Source organism: Pseudomonas sp. 1L-C-7-B-C1 (genome assembly GCF_057291635.1).
Map to the genome: position 1 here is coordinate 37,479 of NZ_JBXAWH010000019.1, position 15,599 is coordinate 53,077.

Here is a 15,599-nt window from a genome sequence, read left to right on the forward strand (position 1 = left end):
GATATGCTCGACTCCAAACTGCTGCGTACTCAACTTCAGGACGTAGCGGATCGCCTGGCTTCCCGTGGCTTCACACTGGACGTGGCCCGCATCGAAGCGCTGGAAGCCCAGCGCAAGACCGTGCAGACCCGCACCGAACAGCTTCAGGCCGAGCGTAACGCCCGTTCCAAATCCATCGGTCAGGCCAAACAGCGCGGCGAAGACATCGCACCGCTGATGGCTGACATCGATCGCATGGCCGAAGAGCTGAGCACTGGCAAGAAAGAGCTGGACGCCATCCAGTCCGAACTTGATGCCATGGCCCTGAGCATGCCGAACCTGCCCCACGAGTCAGTGCCAGTGGGCGCTGACGAAGAACAAAACGTAGAAGTCCGTACCTGGGGCACGCCGGCGTCGTTCGACTTCGCGGTTCAGGACCACGTCGCCCTGGGCGAGAAGTTCGGCTGGCTGGATTTTGAAACCGCCGCCAAGCTCTCCGGCGCCCGTTTCGCGTTGTTGCGTGGCCCGATTGCGCGCCTGCACCGTGCGCTGGCGCAGTTCATGATCACGCTGCACATCAACGAGCATGGTTACGAAGAGGCCTACACGCCGTATCTGGTTCAGGCGCCTGCGTTGCAGGGCACCGGCCAGCTGCCGAAATTCGAAGAAGACCTGTTCAAGATCTCCCGCGAAGGCGAGGCCGATCTGTACCTGATCCCGACCGCCGAAGTGTCGCTGACCAACATCGTCTCCGGCGAAATCCTCGATCCTAAACAGCTGCCCTTGAAGTTCGTCGCCCACACCCCGTGCTTCCGCAGCGAAGCCGGCGCATCGGGCCGTGATACCCGCGGCATGATCCGTCAGCATCAGTTCGACAAGGTCGAGATGGTGCAGATCGTCGAGCCGGAAAAATCCATGGAAGCGCTGGAGAGCCTGACCGGTAACGCCGAGCGCGTTCTGCAATTGCTCGAATTGCCGTACCGCGTACTGGCACTGTGCACCGGCGACATGGGTTTCAGCGCGGTCAAGACCTATGACCTGGAAGTGTGGATCCCGAGCCAGGACAAATACCGTGAGATATCCTCGTGCTCCAACTGCGGCGATTTCCAGGCGCGCCGCATGCAGGCGCGCTGGCGCAACCCTGAAACCGGCAAGCCGGAACTGGTTCACACGCTGAACGGCTCGGGGCTCGCTGTAGGTCGCACGCTGGTAGCGGTGTTGGAAAACTACCAGCAGGCCGACGGCTCGATCCGCGTGCCGGAGGTCCTCAAGCCGTGGATGGGCGGGATTGAGGTGATCGGCTAAATGGAATTCCTGCCGCTGTTCCATAACCTTCGGGGCGCCCGGGTGCTGGTGGTGGGCGGCGGCGAGATTGCCTTGCGCAAGTCTCGCCTGCTGGCTGATTCCGGTGCAGTGCTACGTGTGGTTGCCCCCGAGATCGGAGCGGAAGTGCGCGAGCTGATCGAGCGCAGCGGCGGGGAACAGATTCTGCGCGGCTACACCGAGTCGGACCTCAACGGCTGCGTGCTGATCATTGCTGCCACCGATGACGAGCCGCTTAACGCGCAGGTGTCAGCCGATGCCCGCCAGCGTGGTGTGCCGGTCAATGTGGTGGATGCGCCTGCGCTGTGCAGCGTGATCTTCCCGGCGATCGTCGACCGTTCGCCGCTGGTGATCGCGGTGTCCAGCGGTGGCGATGCGCCGGTGCTGGCACGGCTGATCCGCGCCAAGCTGGAAACCTGGATTCCACCGACCTACGGGCATCTGGCCGGTCTGGCCGCACGCTTTCGTCATCAGGTGAAAGGGCTGTTTCCCAACGTTCAGCAGCGCCGGGCGTTCTGGGAAGATGTATTCCAGGGGCCCATCGCTGACCGGCAACTGGCCGGGCAGGGCGCCGAAGCCGAGCGGTTGTTGCAAGCGAAGATCGACGGCGATGCGCCTGCCACGACCGGTGAGGTGTACCTCGTGGGCGCAGGGCCTGGCGATCCTGATCTGCTGACCTTTCGCGCCCTGCGTTTGATGCAGCAGGCGGATGTCGTACTTTACGACCGCCTGGTAGCGCCGGCGATTCTGGACTTGTGCCGTCGCGACGCCGACCGGGTCTACGTCGGCAAGCAGCGCGCCGATCATGCCTTGCCGCAGGATCAGATCAACCAGCAGTTGGTGGATCTGGCCAAGCAGGGCAAACGCGTGGTGCGACTGAAGGGCGGTGATCCGTTCATCTTCGGCCGTGGCGGTGAAGAGATCGAAGAGCTGGCGGCCCACGGTATTCCCTTTCAGGTCGTGCCGGGTATTACGGCCGCCAGTGGTTGCGCGGCGTACGCCGGGATTCCACTGACCCACCGCGATCACGCGCAGTCTGTGCGTTTCGTGACCGGGCACCTGAAGAACGGCACCACCGACCTGCCGTGGAAGGATCTGGTTTCGCCCTCGCAGACCTTGGTGCTCTACATGGGTCTGATCGGGCTGCCGGTTATTTGCGAGCAGTTGATCCAGCACGGTCGCGCGGCCGACACCCCCGCTGCGCTGATTCAGCAGGGCACCACGGTAAACCAGCGCGTCTTCACCGGCACGCTGGCCAACCTTCCGCAGTTGGTGGCCGAGCACGAAGTCCATGCGCCGACCTTGGTGATCGTGGGTGAAGTGGTGAAGTTGCGGGAAAAGCTGGCGTGGTTCGAAGGGGCGCAGGCGAGCGTCTGATCACGGCATGCGCCTGTCGAGTTTCGCGAGAGCAACACAATCCTTGTGGGAGTGAGCTTGCTCACGAAGACTGCCTTCCAGCCGCTGGAAATTTTAGCGGATGCACTGGCCTATTCGCGAGCAAGCTCGCTCCCACAATGATCATGCACCGGGGGCGACGGGTTTCAAATCTTTAACTGAAACCCATCAGCTGTTCTGCAAAATCCCTTTCCCGTTCAAACGCCCGCGATCATGTTCGCCGCTGAAATCCTGCTGCGGCCCTTTTGGTACGACGCCGGTCGGGTTGATGGTGGCGTGGCTCGCGTAGTAGTGATGCTTGATATGCACGAAGTCCACCGTCTCGGCCACGCCCGGCAATTGATATATCTCCCGCACCCAGTTGCTCAGGTTCGGGTAGTCGGCAATGCGCCGCAGGTTGCACTTGAAGTGCCCGTGGTACACCGCGTCAAAGCGAATCAGTGTGGTGAACAGGCGCACGTCCGCTTCGGTCAGGTATTCACCCGCCAAGTAGCGTTTCTCGCTCAGCAGCGTTTCCAGCACGTCGAGCTCGGCGAACACTTCATCGAAAGCCTCTTCGTAAGCACCTTGTGACGTCGCGAATCCGGCGCGATAGACACCATTGTTCACGGCCGGGTAAATACGGTCGTTCAGCCGGTCGATCTCGTTGCGCAGCGGCTCTGGATAGAGATCCAGGTGATTGCCAGTCAGGTCGTCGAACGCCGAATTGAACATCCGGATGATTTCCGACGACTCGTTGCTGACGATGCGATTCAGCTGCTTGTCCCACAGCACCGGTACCGTCACACGACCGGTGTAATCAGCGGTGTCGGCGAGGTAGCGCTGGTACATGAAGGTGTGGCCATCCAGCGCGTCGCCGGTAGACCCTTTCTGCTTGTCGAACGTCCAGCCATTCTCGCGCATCAGCCAGCTGACCACGGAGACGTCGATAAGGCTTTCCAGGCCCTTGAGCTTGCGCACGATCAACGTGCGATGGGCCCATGGGCAAGCGAGGGAAACGTACAAATGGTAGCGACCGGCTTCCGCTTTGAAGCCGCCTTCACCCGACGGTCCAGGCCGGCCATCACGGGTGACCCAGTTCCGCCGTTTGGCCTGCTCGCGCTGAAAAGCGCCGTCTTTGCTGCTTTCGTACCACTGGTCTTGCCAGCGTCCTTCAACGAGAAGGCCCATGTCTGACTCCAAATTGAGCTGTACCGAAGTACGTTGGAGATCAGTCTAAAGACAATCGTTCGAACGAATAGCGCAAAGACTGGGGGGTAGCTATCGGCTAAATCGATCTGTTGCGGTTTGCCCAGTACTGCTCCGCCTGGGCGAAGGCTTCAGCCCGCGGCATCCCGAGGCCCCGCAGTGCCAGCGCCATGGTCGCAATCAGCGCCAGTTGCGGGTAACTGTCCTCGACATCGCCTTTCCAGATCGCGACCAGATGCTGCGGGTCGAGAGTCGCCGGCTTCACGTGGCGACGGTCCGACAACGCCGGCCATTCTTCGTCCCACGGCTGGCCATCGGTGGTGCCGTACAAATGACTGATGGTGTCCGGGTTGATCTCGACTTCACCACCGTCTCCCTTGATCACGATGGCGTGGTCGCCGAGCAGGCTGCTGGCGTCACGATGCACGCCCTGATAGCCCGGATGGAAAATACTCTGTAGCCCGCAGCGGGCACCCAGGGGATTGAGAATGCGCGCCAGGGAATGGATCGGCGAGCGCAGGCCCAGCGTGTTGCGCAGATCAATCATGCGCTGCAGCTGCGGCGCCCAGTCGCCAAGGGGAAAGAACGCGATGTTCTGCTGCTCCAGTGCTTCACCCACCGCTTGCCAGTTTCGGCACAGCGGAATGCCCAACAGCTCCAGCAACTGCTCGCTGTACAGGCGGCCAGCGGTATGGGCGCCGCCGCCGTGCATCAGTACGCGCACGCCATTCTGCGCGAGGCACTTGGCCGCCAGCAGGTACCACGGCAGATGGCGCTTTTTGCCGGCGTAGGTCGGCCAATCGATGTCGACTGCCAGCGCTGGCGCGTGCAGACGTTCGCGCACGGCCTCGGTGAAGCCGGCGAGTTCGTCCGGGCTCTCTTCCTTGTGCCGCAGCAGCATCAGGAAAGCGCCGAGCTGGGTGTCTTCGACTTTTTCATCGAGCACCATGCCCATGGCTTCCCGGGCTTCGGCGCGGGTCATGTTGCGCGCACCACGCTTGCCTTTGCCGAGAATGCGAACGAAGGGCGCGAAGGGATGCTCGGCAGGGGTTTCGGTGACGAGAGGGGTGAAGTCGGTCATAGGCAATTGGTCGGCTTTGGCAGGCCCGCCAGCTTGGCGGCAAGTTTGGCGGGAGTGCCGTTGAACAGACGATTCAGGTGCAAACTGTTGCCCTTGTCGGCGCCCAGTTTCAGCGCGGTGTACTTGACCAGCGGCCGTGTGGCCGGGGACAGCTGAAATTCTGCATAGAACGCCCGCAGCAATTCGAGGATTTCCCAGTGATCGGGCGTCAGTGCGATGTCTGCCTCAAGGGCCAGGGCTTCGGCGACTTCGTTGGACCAGTCGTGCAGGTCCTCAAGATAGCCGTCTTTGTCCAGCGCAACACTGCGCCCGTCGACGATGAGCGGGTTCATAGCCACGTGTTGACCTTGTCGTAGTGCACCGAGAGTGCGACGAAGCCGGCGTAGTCGACGCTTTCTGCCCAGTCAGGCAGCGCGATGTCTCGAGCGGTAGCGTCTTCATCGAGCACGAACAGCCTCAGGCTGCCAGTCTTCGCGCTCAGTGCCTCAGCGGTGGCGGTGTCTGCGCGCAACGCATAGGTCGCGTCGCCGCACAAAAGGATCGCGTCTTGACTGCCGAGCACACGCAGGCAGCTGCTCAGGCGCGCGTCGGTAAAAGGGGAGTGAGAGAGTACGTGCAGAGTAGCCATCAGATCGTTATCACCTGGTCGTAACGGTCAATGAGGTCGGCGATTTGCAGGTCATCCAGTACCTCAAGTGGCTCGACACTCAGCGCGGTCGGCTGCATCCCTCGCTGATTCAGGCTGGTGCCGCAGGCGTACAGGTCTTCCACGCCGAACATCGACAACGCCTGAAGGTTGGCGGTCAGGTCTTTCTGCTGCACCTGGCTGGCGTTCTGCGCCGTCGCCAACTGCAATACGCCATCGTCCATGAACAGCATGGCGACCGGAAGATCGAACGCGCCGCCGGCCAGGGCAATGTCCAGCGCCTCGCGGGCATCTGGACCGGACCAGGGCGCCTGGCGGCTGATGATCAATAATGACTTCGCCACTTTAAGGCCCTCCGAAACAGATCAAGCGATCGGCCGCCTGGATCGCGTCATGCAGCTGACCCAGTCCCGACAACTCCCAGGGTGCCGCAAGGTTTGCCGCAGGTCGCGAGTAGCGCTCCGCTTCTTCAGCATTCAACACGCCCCGACGCAGGGCGGCGGCAATGCAGACCACGCCGTCAAGCTGGTGGGTGGTGACGAAATCACGCCATTGCGCGGCGGTGTCCGACTCGTCCTGGGGCGACACCACATTGCCGGACGCGCTGTGCACGCCGTCCTGATAGAAGAACAGGCGCACGATTTCGTGGCCCTGCGCCAATGCGGCTTTGGCGAACAGCAACGCGCGTCGGGAGGAGGCCGCGTGGGCGGGCGAATGCAGGGCGATGGCGAACTTCATGGGCGGCTCGGTGGTGCGCTGACAGGGAACATGGACGCAATGATAAAGAATTCACGAACGCCGGACAGCAAAAAGCCCGCCGAAGCGGGCTTTTTGTTGAAGCGGGCAAACTGATCAGTCTTTGCTGCCCATGATGCCGAAGATCTGCAGCAAGCTGATGAACAGGTTGTAGATCGATACATACAGGCTGATGGTCGCCATGATGTAGTTGCGCTCACCGCCATGAATGATCGCGCTGGTCTGGAACAGAATGCAGACCGACGAGAACAGCACGAAACCGGCGCTGATCGCCAGTTGCAGGCCGCTGATCTGGAAGAACATGCTGGCCACCACGGCCCCCAGCAACACGAAGAAGCCAGCGGTGATGAAGCCGCCGAGGAAGCTCATGTCCTTGCGCGTGATCAGCACGTAGGCCGACAGACCGCCGAAGACCAATGCCGTCATCGCGAACGCGGAACCGACGACTTCAGCGCCGCCCTGCATGCCGAGGTAACGGTTGAGGATCGGGCCGAGGATGAACCCCATGAAACCTGTCAGCGCGAACGCAGAAACCAGACCCCACGCCGAATCGCGCAATTTGTTGGTGAGGAAAAACAGACCGTAGAAGCCGATCAGCACAACGAAGACGTTCGGGTAACGGAAGTTCATCTGCTGGGAGACGAATGCCATGACGCCGCTGAAGGCGAGGGTGAGGGCCAGAAGGCCGTAAGTGTTGCGCAGGACGCGGCTAACCTCTAGCTGCTCGACCTGCACGCGGTTGTTGACTGCGTAATCCTGTTCGCGCATGGCGCTACTCCTGATGGTAAAAATGAAGGGTTTGAAACCTCAAGTTGCAAAGATCATAACAGAGGCGACGCAGTGCGCTAGCCGGAGAGTTTGACAGCTTGTTTCATTACGGTATTATGGCGCCCGCAAAGCGACGGAGGGGTTCACAAACCTCCAACGCCAGATGCTTCGGGGAATTGGCAGAGTGGTTGAATGCACCGGTCTTGAAAACCGGCGAACGTTAATAGCGTTTCTAGGGTTCGAATCCCTAGTTCCCCGCCAAACACAGTAAAAAGCCCTGCTTATGCGGGGCTTTTTCGTTTCCGGGGTTTGGTGCGCCATGGCTGCTTTTGGTCGTCGCCGCTCAAGACGCTAACGCAGGGGGAGCCCTTCGATTTAGGAATCAAGCGGCTGCGCCGATATAAGGGGCACGTTCGACGCATCCAAGGCACACCCATGTTCAATCGCTTCTCTATTCAGTGGAAAATCACGCTGCTCGCAGCCCTTTGTCTGTTGTTCATCGTGACGCTGCTGGTCGGTGCTTCGTTGTATCAGTCGCAACGCAGTGCCCAGGTCGTCCAGGCTTCCAGCACCGCCATGCTCAGGGAGTCCGCGCAGAAGCGCATGGCGGCTCGCGGCGAGAGCCAAGCCCTGCGCATCCAGCGTTATTTCATGGACGTTTACCAATACAGCGACGGTTTTGCCCGGCAAGTGAAGATGCTGATGGCCCAGGCCCGGCAGCACGGCATCGCCCCGGCATCCGTGCGTGCTGATCTGTCCTCACAGATACACAATGCTCTTCAAGGCAACCCCAATCTGCTGGGACTGTATGTGGTCTTCGAGGCCAATGGTCTTGACGGGCAGGACGAGCAGTTTTTAAACCAGCCGACTTTAGGCAGTAATGAAAAAGGCCGCTTCGCCTTGTACTGGTCCCAGTCCAGTGATGGAACACTCGAAGCCGAGGCCATGAAGGAAAAAGTACTCACTGACACCACAGTGATGAGCAACGGCGCTCCTTATAATTTCTGGTACACCTGCCCTGTTGCCAGCGGAAAAACCTGCGTACTCGATCCCTATGTAGATGAAGTGGACGACGTCAAAACTTTAATGACCAGCATTGCCGTTCCGCTTGTCGTAGAGGGCAAGGTCGTGGGTGTGGTCGGGGCTGACATTAGCCTGGCCAGCCTTCAAGAGATCAGCAACCAGGCAAATGCCGAGCTGTACGACGGCCATGGTCACATCAGTATTGTCAGTCCCTTGGGTCTTTTCGCTGCCCATAGTGGCGATGCCTCGTTACTGGGCAAACCCTTAAGCACGGGCTTTGGTGCCCAGAGTGATGAGCTCGTTCGCCTGACGGCGGGTGGTCGCTCGCAGATGCTGCATCAGGGGCCGATGCTGCAGGTGCTGGAACCGCTGCTACCCATTCCAGGCGCCAAGCCCTGGAGTGTCCTGCTCGAAGTGCCCGAAGAAATACTCACCGCGCCGGCGAGACAGCTTGAAGCCGAACTCGACAGCCGTCGTTCCAGCGACAGCCGTATGGCGCTGGGCATCGGCTTGCTGGCCGTTATTGCCGGTCTGGCCCTAATGTGGCTGACCGCCCGTGGCGTAACTCGCCCAATTCTGAAGGTGGCCGATATGCTCAAGGACATCGCCACCGGCGAAGGGGACCTTACTCGGCGCCTGGACTACAAAAAGGACGACGAGCTGGGCAAGTTGGCTGGCTGGTTCAACCGTTTCCTCGACAAGCTGCAGCCGATCATTGCCGACGTAAAGCTATCCGTGCTGGACGCACGTGCCACCGCTGACCAGTCGGCCGCCATCGCAAAACAAACGAGCGACGGGATGCAACAGCAGCTGCGTGAAGTGGATCAGGTGGCAACCGCTTTTCAGGAAATGAGCGCCACCGCCCATGATGTCGCGCACAATGCCGCGCAAGCCGCCGAAGCCGCCCGCAGTGCTGATGACGCGACCCATGAAGGGCTGGCCGTCATCGACACCACCACCACGGCCATTGAATCGCTGGCCAACAAGATGACTGAGGCCATGGGGGAGGTCGAGGGTCTTTCCAACAGCAGCCAACAGATCGGCTCTGTACTGGAAGTGATCCGCTCGATTGCTGATCAGACCAATCTTCTGGCACTCAACGCGGCCATTGAAGCTGCCCGTGCCGGTGAGGCCGGGCGTGGTTTTGCTGTGGTGGCTGACGAGGTGCGCAACCTTGCCAAACGCACCCAGGATTCGGTTGAAGAAATCCGCCAGGTTATCGAAGGCCTTCAAAGTGGCACGCGCGAGGTCGTCGGTACCATGGGCACGAGCCATGAACAGGCGCAGAACAGCGTACGCCAAGTGGAGCTTGCGGTGAGTGCTCTCAGGCGCATCAGTGCCGCGGTCGGGATGATTACAGACATGAACCTGCAGATCGCCAGCGCCGCCGAAGAGCAAAGTCTGGTGGCGGAAGAGATCAACAGTAACGTGGCCGCCATTCGCGACGTGACGGAGAGCATTTCCCGGCAGGCGGGCGAATCGGCGCAGGTGAGTCAAACGTTGAATAAACTGGCCAACCACCAGCAAGCCCTGATGGGTCAATTTAAGGTCTAGGAAGCCGACGTATCTCGGCTGAACGTCAATATCGTCGTTACCTCAATTGAGGCAGCTGGCTTCCCGGCGCATTCCCTTAAAGGTCGGCGTCGCCCAGAAGCTCGCCGGAGTTTTTCTTGCCGGCCAGCTTTGGTTGATCCTTGTGTCGGCCAAACACGAAATCCGGCCCGCTGTTGCCCGCCACAACGGCAAGCAATGTCCAGCCTTTGCCTAATAGATCGTTGGCACCCGAGGTGCTGCTGGTAGTGATCACTTCGGCTACGTCTTTAAAGTCCATCGATGCGGCTCCTTTGCTGGGTGGATGGCCGCGCCAGCATGGCGCGGCCGGGGCTTTTGTCTGCGATCTGCGAAACAGCGCGGCAGTGTTACACCAGGGTTGTTGCTCCGGCATCATTCCCAGAGAGCCCCATTCACGTTATTCCGAGAATGGCCTGAGCCGTTAGTTCCCGGTTTTAGAAGGGGTAGCACTCAACCGGCGATTTATCGTCGATGGGTGGCAGTAAGTGCTCAGGGCCGCAGAATAGCGGCGCGAGCCGCCGAGAAAAGCATGCGAACCCCCTGCAACGCCCGTCCGGTTGAACACATCCGTATGCTCCTGCACAATTCGCCGTGCCCATTTCGCCCAGCAGCGCGCTGCAGTCACCTTCCAAGGAACCCCATGCCGTTTAAAGACCTGTGCCTGGCATTGCTCGTCATCATTGCGTGGGGTTTGAATTTCATCGTGATCAAATACGGCCTGGATGGCCTGCCGCCGATGTTGCTCGGCGCACTCCGCTTCACGCTGGTCGCGATTCCCGCCGTGTTTTTCATCCGCCGCCCAAAGCTGCCGTGGTTCTGGCTGCTTGCGTATGGAGCGACCATTTCTTTCGGTCAATTCGCCTTTCTGTTCGAGAGCATGGCCCGTGGAATGCCACCGGGGCTGGCCTCCTTGCTCCTGCAGGCGCAGGCATTCTTTACCCTGCTGTTCGCCGCGATATTCATCGGTGAGAAATTACGCGTGTACAGCGTGGCTGGCTTATTGATCGCCGCAGGCGGGCTCACCCTCATCGGCATGGGCACGGGGGCCGCAACTCCACTGCTGGCGGTGTTGCTGGTGTTGTGCGCGGCGTCGATGTGGGCGTTGGGCAATATCATCACGCGCCGGTTTGGGAACGTCGATCTCGTCGCCCTGGTGGTCTGGGGTGCTATCGTGCCGCCGCTGCCGTTCCTCGCCATGTCGTTGTGGCTGGAGGGGCCAGCGCTCATTGAGCATTCACTGCTCAATCTGGGATGGAGCTCGGTGCTGTCCCTGGCTTATCTGGCCTTCGTCGCCACGCTCTTCGGCTACATCAGCTGGAGCAAGCTGCTGTCGCGCTACCCTGCGGGCAAAGTCGCGCCGTTTTCCCTGCTGGTGCCGGTGGTCGGCCTCAGTTCCTCGGCGTTGGTGCTGGGCGAGCGACTCAGCGTGCTGCAATGCGCGGGGGGTGTGCTTGTGATGCTGGGTCTGACAGTCAATTTGTTGGGCCCTAAATTATTCGGTAGAGGGCGCCGCGCGGTGGCTTGATGACGGGTGACGCGGGATCACTTTCGCACGCCACGCCTATCTATTGCAGCGCTGCGTCTCTGCGCAGCGCAAGCCGTTGCCAAGCCTTCCCGGCGTCACTATTGACCGTTTTGCTGCGGTCAGTGCCCCATTGGCGTCTCTAAACCGCCCGGTTTGTCATGAATGCCGAAGCGATCCACGAGGGTTGCACTGGCCTGGTTCATCCCGATGACATCCACATGGACCCCCAGTCGACGAAGTTTGAGTACGACTTTGTCCAACGCCGCAACCGCCGTGATGTCCCAGAAGTGCGCGGCGCGAAGGTCAATTGCCAACGTCTCGAGGGGCTCCTTGAGATCAAAGGATCGGATAAACCGGTCCGCTGATCCGAAGAACACCTGACCGGTTACCTGATACGTGCGGTGAGGGTGCTCGGGATCACGGGTTGAGCTCACATCGAGGTGATGGCCGATCTTGTTTGCGAAGAACATCGCCGCCAGCAAGGTGCCCGCGACGACGCCGAAGGCCAGGTTGTCGGTGGCGACCACGACCACGACCGTCACTACCATGACGATGTTGGTTGAAAGCGGGTACTTTTTGAGGTTGCGGATCGAGTCCCAGCTGAACGTGCTGATCGACACCATGATCATCACGGCCACCAGCGCCGCCATCGGGATTTTCGCAAGCCAGTCGCCGAGGAAGACCATCATCACCAGCAGCGATACCCCGGCGCTCAGCGTGGACAGTCGGGTGCGGCCGCCGGATTTCACATTGATCATCGACTGCCCGATCATTGCGCAGCCTGCCATCCCGCCTATCAGGCTGGACGCAATGTTCGCGATGCCTTGCCCCTTGCACTCGCGGTTCTTGTTGCTGGAGGTGTCAGTCAGGTCGTCGACGATGGTCGCGGTCATCATCGACTCCAGCAGTCCTACGATCGCCAGGGCGGCAGAGTAGGGCAAAACGATCAGCAGGGTGTCGAGGTTCAGGGGGACGTCCGGCCACAGAAATATCGGCAGGCTGTCAGGCAACGATCCCATGTCGCCCACGGTGTGTACGGTCAGTCCCATTGAGATTGAAATCGCGGTGAGTACGATAATGCACACCAGCGGCGAGGGGAGCAGCGTCCCCAGCACCGGCAGTCGGGGAAACAGGTAAATGATGGCCAGCCCGCCCGCCGTCAGGGCATAAACCGGCCAGGTCACTCCTGTGAGTTCCGGCAGTTGGGCCATGAAGATCAGGATCGCCAGAGCGTTCACGAACCCGGTCACGACGGAGCGGGAGACGAAACGCATCAGCTCGCCCAGGCGCAGATAGCCGGCCATGATCTGAAGCACCCCGCACAGCAACGAAGCTGCCAGAAGGTATTGAAGGCCATGGTCCCTGACCAGATTGACCATGAGCAGGGCCATCGCTCCGGTCGCCGCCGACACCATCGCCGGGCGGCCGCCGACGAAGGCGATGACGGTGCAGATGCAGAAAGAGGCATACAGGCCGACCTTTGGGTCGACGCCTGCAATGATGGAGAAGGCAATCGCCTCGGGGATCAGGGCCAGCGCAACAACGAGTCCAGCGAGTACGTTCGCTCTGGCGTCGGACAGCCAGGCGGTTCTGATGTTTTCAAACATTTATTCACCCATGGCAGGCACGGCATGACGCACAGCGACGGGCGCCGAGCGATACACGTGTGTCTGTTTCAATTGAGTTGTGGATTAGCCGCGGCCAGAAAATCAGGCGCAGCAGAGTTCGACCGCAGTCAGGTGGCGGTCAGGGTCAAGCGAGGGGGGCGTAGCGCTAAGGCGGCGTAGGCAGCCAGTTGGAACGGGGCAAGGTTGTACCTTTTGATTACTTATCGTGGGTCGTGAGGCCGGGGCATCATAATCCTCCTCTCGGCGCTTGGTCCAGCATGGGTTAGCCCGCGCCGACTGATGGACATGAACGCAGTAAAGCCAAATCACACGCTTTTACAAATGGAAACGCTTTGCATTAACAATTCATGAAAAGATTGTTACGATCGGCGCCCTCATAGCTTTTCGCCATGCGGAACGTCGCTCTTCAGGGTGCCGTGCCGCGGATCAGCACGCCTTCGTCCTCTCCAGGAAGCACCCGATGCTACGTCCCGTCCTGCCAGCTTTGTCGGCACTAGTTGCCCTTGGTTTCTCCAGCCAGTCCATCGCAGCGCCAGTGCAGCAGGATTTGCCCGATCGGCCATCGTCGACCTCGGCCGCTCAATCAGGCAGTGACAGCGCCAACTCGGCGCCGGGCGCAGTCGCGTTGGAAGGTCTGAGCATCAACGCCGATTACGGCATCGCCGGGCAGGCGACCACGGAAAGTTCGGGCTCTTACACAACGGGTTCCATGAACACGGCGACCAAGCTGCCGTTGTCCATCCGCGAGACGCCGCAGTCGGTGAGTGTGATCACCCGCCAGCGCATGGACGATCAGGGCATGAACGACCTGAACGACGTGGTGAAGTACGCGCCCGGCGTGACGCTGCACCGAACGGCGTCGGACCGTCAGGAGTTCCTGGCGCGCGGTTTCAAGATCGACAACATCATGTACGACGGGCTGCCGAGCAGCATCAGCGCGTACACCCAGGACGTGATTTCCGGCGCGGATCTGGCCATGTATGACCGCGTCGAAGTGGTGCGCGGGGCGACGGGACTGATGACCGGCGCGGGCAGCCCGGCAGCGACGTTGAACCTGGTGCGCAAGCATCCCACCGCCGTGCCACAGGTCAGCGTGACCACCAGCGCTGGGAGTTGGGACCGCTACCGCACCGAGGTCGATGCCTCGAACAAGCTCAATGATTCCGGCACTGTTCGCGGCCGCGTGGTGGCGGCGTACGAAGACGACAAGAGCTTCTCCGACATCCGCAAAAACCAGCGCCAGACCTTTTACGGGATTCTCGAAGCCGACCTCAATGACTCGACCACCTGGACCGTGGGCGCGTCGAAGCAGCGTGACGACAACACCTCGGACTGGGGCGGTCTGCCCAGTGGTCCGAACGGCGAAGACCTGCACCTCAAGCGTTCGACGTTCCTCAGCAACGACTGGTCGTACTGGAACAAAGACAACATCATGTTCTTCACCGACGTCACCCACCGTTTCGACAACGGCTGGTCGGCCAAGCTCGCCGGGCAGAAGATCTGGGCCGAAGCAGACACCTTCTCCAGCTACATCGGCAACTACGACGGTCTGGGCTTTCAGCAATACCACGGCAAATATCGCGACGACGATGACCAGACCAACCTCGACGCCTCTCTCAGCGGGCCGTTTCAGATGTTTGGTCGCGAGCATGAGCTGGTCGTGGGCGTGAGTCACCGGCAGGAGAAGTTTCACCAGTGGGGCGGCTGGACCGATGGCACGCCGATCGATCTCTACAACCCGACCCATTCACTGCCCAAACCTGACGTCGACACCAGCCTGTATGAAACCCGCAACGCCGCCACCGAAGAAGGCGTTTACGCCGCCGCGCGCCTGAACCCGATCGACCCGCTGCACGTCATCCTCGGCGGCCGCGTCAGTTGGTATGACTACGACAACCGCGTGGGCGATGGCGATTACAAGGTGGTCCGCGAAGTCACGCCGTACGCCGGCGTCATTTATGACCTGAACGAGACATACTCGGCCTACGCCAGTTACACCGAAATCTTCAAGCCGCAGACCGAGACGGATTCATCGCGCTCGGTGCTCAAGCCAATGACCGGCAAAAACTACGAGATCGGCCTGAAGGGTGAGTATTTCGACGGTGCCCTGAACGCCTCGGTGGCGCTGTTTGAAATGGAGCAAGAGAACCGCGCCTATCAGGAGCAAAATCAAAGCGCCGCTACTTGCCCGGGTTTCCCGGCGACCAGCTGCTATGCGGCAGCGGGCAAGGTGCGCAGCCGCGGCATCGACACCGAGCTGAGCGGCGCGCTGACGCCGGACTGGCAGGTCTCGGCATCCTACACCTACGTGCTGAGCCAGTTTGTCGAAGACGGCATCAAAAGCAACGAAGGCAAACTGTTCGCCCCTGAACAGCCGAAGCATCTGTTCAAAGCCGCGACCAGCTACACCTTGCCCGGGGAGCTGCACAAATGGCGAGTGGGGGCTGACGTGCTGGCCCAGAGCAAGACCTTCAACCGCGTCGGCGACGGTCAGGCGGACCAGGACGCTTACGGCATCGTCGGCCTGATGGCCGGCTACAAGCTGAACGAGCACTGGGACGGCCGGGTCAATGTCAACAACCTCTTCGACAAGCGCTACTGGCAGGGCATCCCGAAAGAGTCCGGCACCGGCGTTTACGGCGATCCGCGCAACCTGATGTTCTCGGTGAAGTGGACGCTCTGATCACGCCGCTGTCGTGCAACGTTTGACCGCGC

The 15,599-nt window shown here is 60.7% G+C and carries 14 protein-coding genes, 1 tRNA gene and 1 pseudogene; 7 read left to right on the forward strand and 9 right to left on the reverse strand.

All coding sequences use genetic code 11. The annotated features are described in order from the left end of the window. Nucleotides 1–3 precede the first annotated feature (3 nt). Both serS and cysG read left to right on the forward strand, forming a co-directional pair. Nucleotides 4–1,284, forward strand: coding sequence for a serine--tRNA ligase (gene serS, locus AC0Z8Z_RS24225; protein ID WP_485620800.1), 1,281 nt, complete (start codon nt 4–6; stop codon nt 1,282–1,284). Next, nucleotides 1,285–2,679 carry a siroheme synthase CysG gene (gene cysG / locus AC0Z8Z_RS24230; RefSeq protein WP_485620801.1) on the forward strand — a complete coding sequence of 465 codons (1,395 nt, stop codon included), beginning with the start codon at nt 1,285–1,287 and terminating at the stop codon, nt 2,677–2,679. It begins immediately after the preceding gene. A 186-nt stretch (nt 2,680–2,865) separates the two neighbouring features. Here the strand turns inward: cysG and AC0Z8Z_RS24235 are convergent, their stop codons facing one another. The 7 genes from AC0Z8Z_RS24235 to AC0Z8Z_RS24265 all read right to left on the reverse strand — a co-directional run bounded on the left by AC0Z8Z_RS24235 (nt 2,866) and on the right by AC0Z8Z_RS24265 (nt 7,136). Next, a complete protein-coding gene (locus tag AC0Z8Z_RS24235; protein ID WP_485620802.1) occupies nt 2,866–3,867 on the reverse strand; it encodes a glutathione S-transferase family protein in 1,002 nt (333 codons plus the stop codon). 97 nt (nt 3,868–3,964) lie between these two features. Then, complete coding sequence (locus AC0Z8Z_RS24240; RefSeq protein WP_485620803.1) at nt 3,965–4,966, reverse strand: glycosyl transferase family protein; 1,002 nt, start codon at nt 4,964–4,966, stop codon at nt 3,965–3,967. Continuing rightward, nucleotides 4,963–5,298 (reverse strand): TusE/DsrC/DsvC family sulfur relay protein, encoded by a 336-nt coding sequence (locus AC0Z8Z_RS24245; protein WP_122625281.1) that lies wholly within the window; start codon nt 5,296–5,298, stop codon nt 4,963–4,965. The genes AC0Z8Z_RS24240 and AC0Z8Z_RS24245 overlap by 4 nt, the downstream gene beginning before the upstream one ends. Then, nucleotides 5,295–5,594 carry a sulfurtransferase complex subunit TusB gene (gene tusB / locus AC0Z8Z_RS24250; protein WP_272635010.1) on the reverse strand — a complete coding sequence of 100 codons (300 nt, stop codon included), beginning with the start codon at nt 5,592–5,594 and terminating at the stop codon, nt 5,295–5,297. The genes AC0Z8Z_RS24245 and tusB overlap by 4 nt, the downstream gene beginning before the upstream one ends. Then, complete coding sequence (tusC, locus tag AC0Z8Z_RS24255) at nt 5,594–5,956, reverse strand: sulfurtransferase complex subunit TusC (RefSeq protein ID WP_485620804.1); 363 nt, start codon at nt 5,954–5,956, stop codon at nt 5,594–5,596. Before tusC ends, tusB begins: the two co-directional genes overlap by 1 nt. Nucleotide 5,957: 1 nt before the next feature. After that, on the reverse strand, nt 5,958–6,350 hold the full coding sequence (gene tusD, locus AC0Z8Z_RS24260; RefSeq protein ID WP_485620805.1) for a sulfurtransferase complex subunit TusD: 393 nt from the start codon (nt 6,348–6,350) through the stop codon (nt 5,958–5,960). A gap of 114 nt (nt 6,351–6,464) precedes the next feature. Further along, on the reverse strand, nt 6,465–7,136 hold the full coding sequence (locus tag AC0Z8Z_RS24265; RefSeq protein WP_122536358.1) for a Bax inhibitor-1/YccA family protein: 672 nt from the start codon (nt 7,134–7,136) through the stop codon (nt 6,465–6,467). Between the two features lie 170 nt (nt 7,137–7,306). On the opposite strand from AC0Z8Z_RS24265, the gene AC0Z8Z_RS24270 reads away from it, so the two are divergent. From AC0Z8Z_RS24270 to AC0Z8Z_RS24280, 3 genes and pseudogenes are all read left to right on the forward strand, one after another. Then, nucleotides 7,307–7,397, forward strand: a tRNA-Ser gene (locus tag AC0Z8Z_RS24270). Nucleotides 7,398–7,838: 441 nt separating this feature from the next. Further along, nucleotides 7,839–8,855: pseudogene (locus AC0Z8Z_RS24275) on the forward strand (cache domain-containing protein); the annotation flags it as partial. 102 nt (nt 8,856–8,957) lie between these two features. Further along, entirely contained in the window at nt 8,958–9,713 is a 756-nt protein-coding gene (locus AC0Z8Z_RS24280; protein ID WP_485620818.1) for a methyl-accepting chemotaxis protein, read from the forward strand. A gap of 76 nt (nt 9,714–9,789) precedes the next feature. On the opposite strand, the gene AC0Z8Z_RS24285 is transcribed toward AC0Z8Z_RS24280, so the two are convergent. Continuing rightward, entirely contained in the window at nt 9,790–9,990 is a 201-nt protein-coding gene (locus tag AC0Z8Z_RS24285; protein ID WP_205484192.1) for a hypothetical protein, read from the reverse strand. Nucleotides 9,991–10,371: 381 nt separating this feature from the next. On the opposite strand from AC0Z8Z_RS24285, the gene AC0Z8Z_RS24290 reads away from it, so the two are divergent. Further along, a complete protein-coding gene (locus AC0Z8Z_RS24290; RefSeq protein WP_172611482.1) occupies nt 10,372–11,256 on the forward strand; it encodes an EamA family transporter in 885 nt (294 codons plus the stop codon). Between the two features lie 119 nt (nt 11,257–11,375). Here the strand turns inward: AC0Z8Z_RS24290 and AC0Z8Z_RS24295 are convergent, their stop codons facing one another. After that, nucleotides 11,376–12,863 (reverse strand): SulP family inorganic anion transporter, encoded by a 1,488-nt coding sequence (locus tag AC0Z8Z_RS24295; protein WP_485620806.1) that lies wholly within the window; start codon nt 12,861–12,863, stop codon nt 11,376–11,378. 481 nt (nt 12,864–13,344) lie between these two features. On the opposite strand from AC0Z8Z_RS24295, the gene AC0Z8Z_RS24300 reads away from it, so the two are divergent. Further along, nucleotides 13,345–15,567 (forward strand): TonB-dependent siderophore receptor, encoded by a 2,223-nt coding sequence (locus tag AC0Z8Z_RS24300; protein ID WP_485620807.1) that lies wholly within the window; start codon nt 13,345–13,347, stop codon nt 15,565–15,567. The last annotated feature ends 32 nt before the right edge of the window (nt 15,568–15,599 follow it).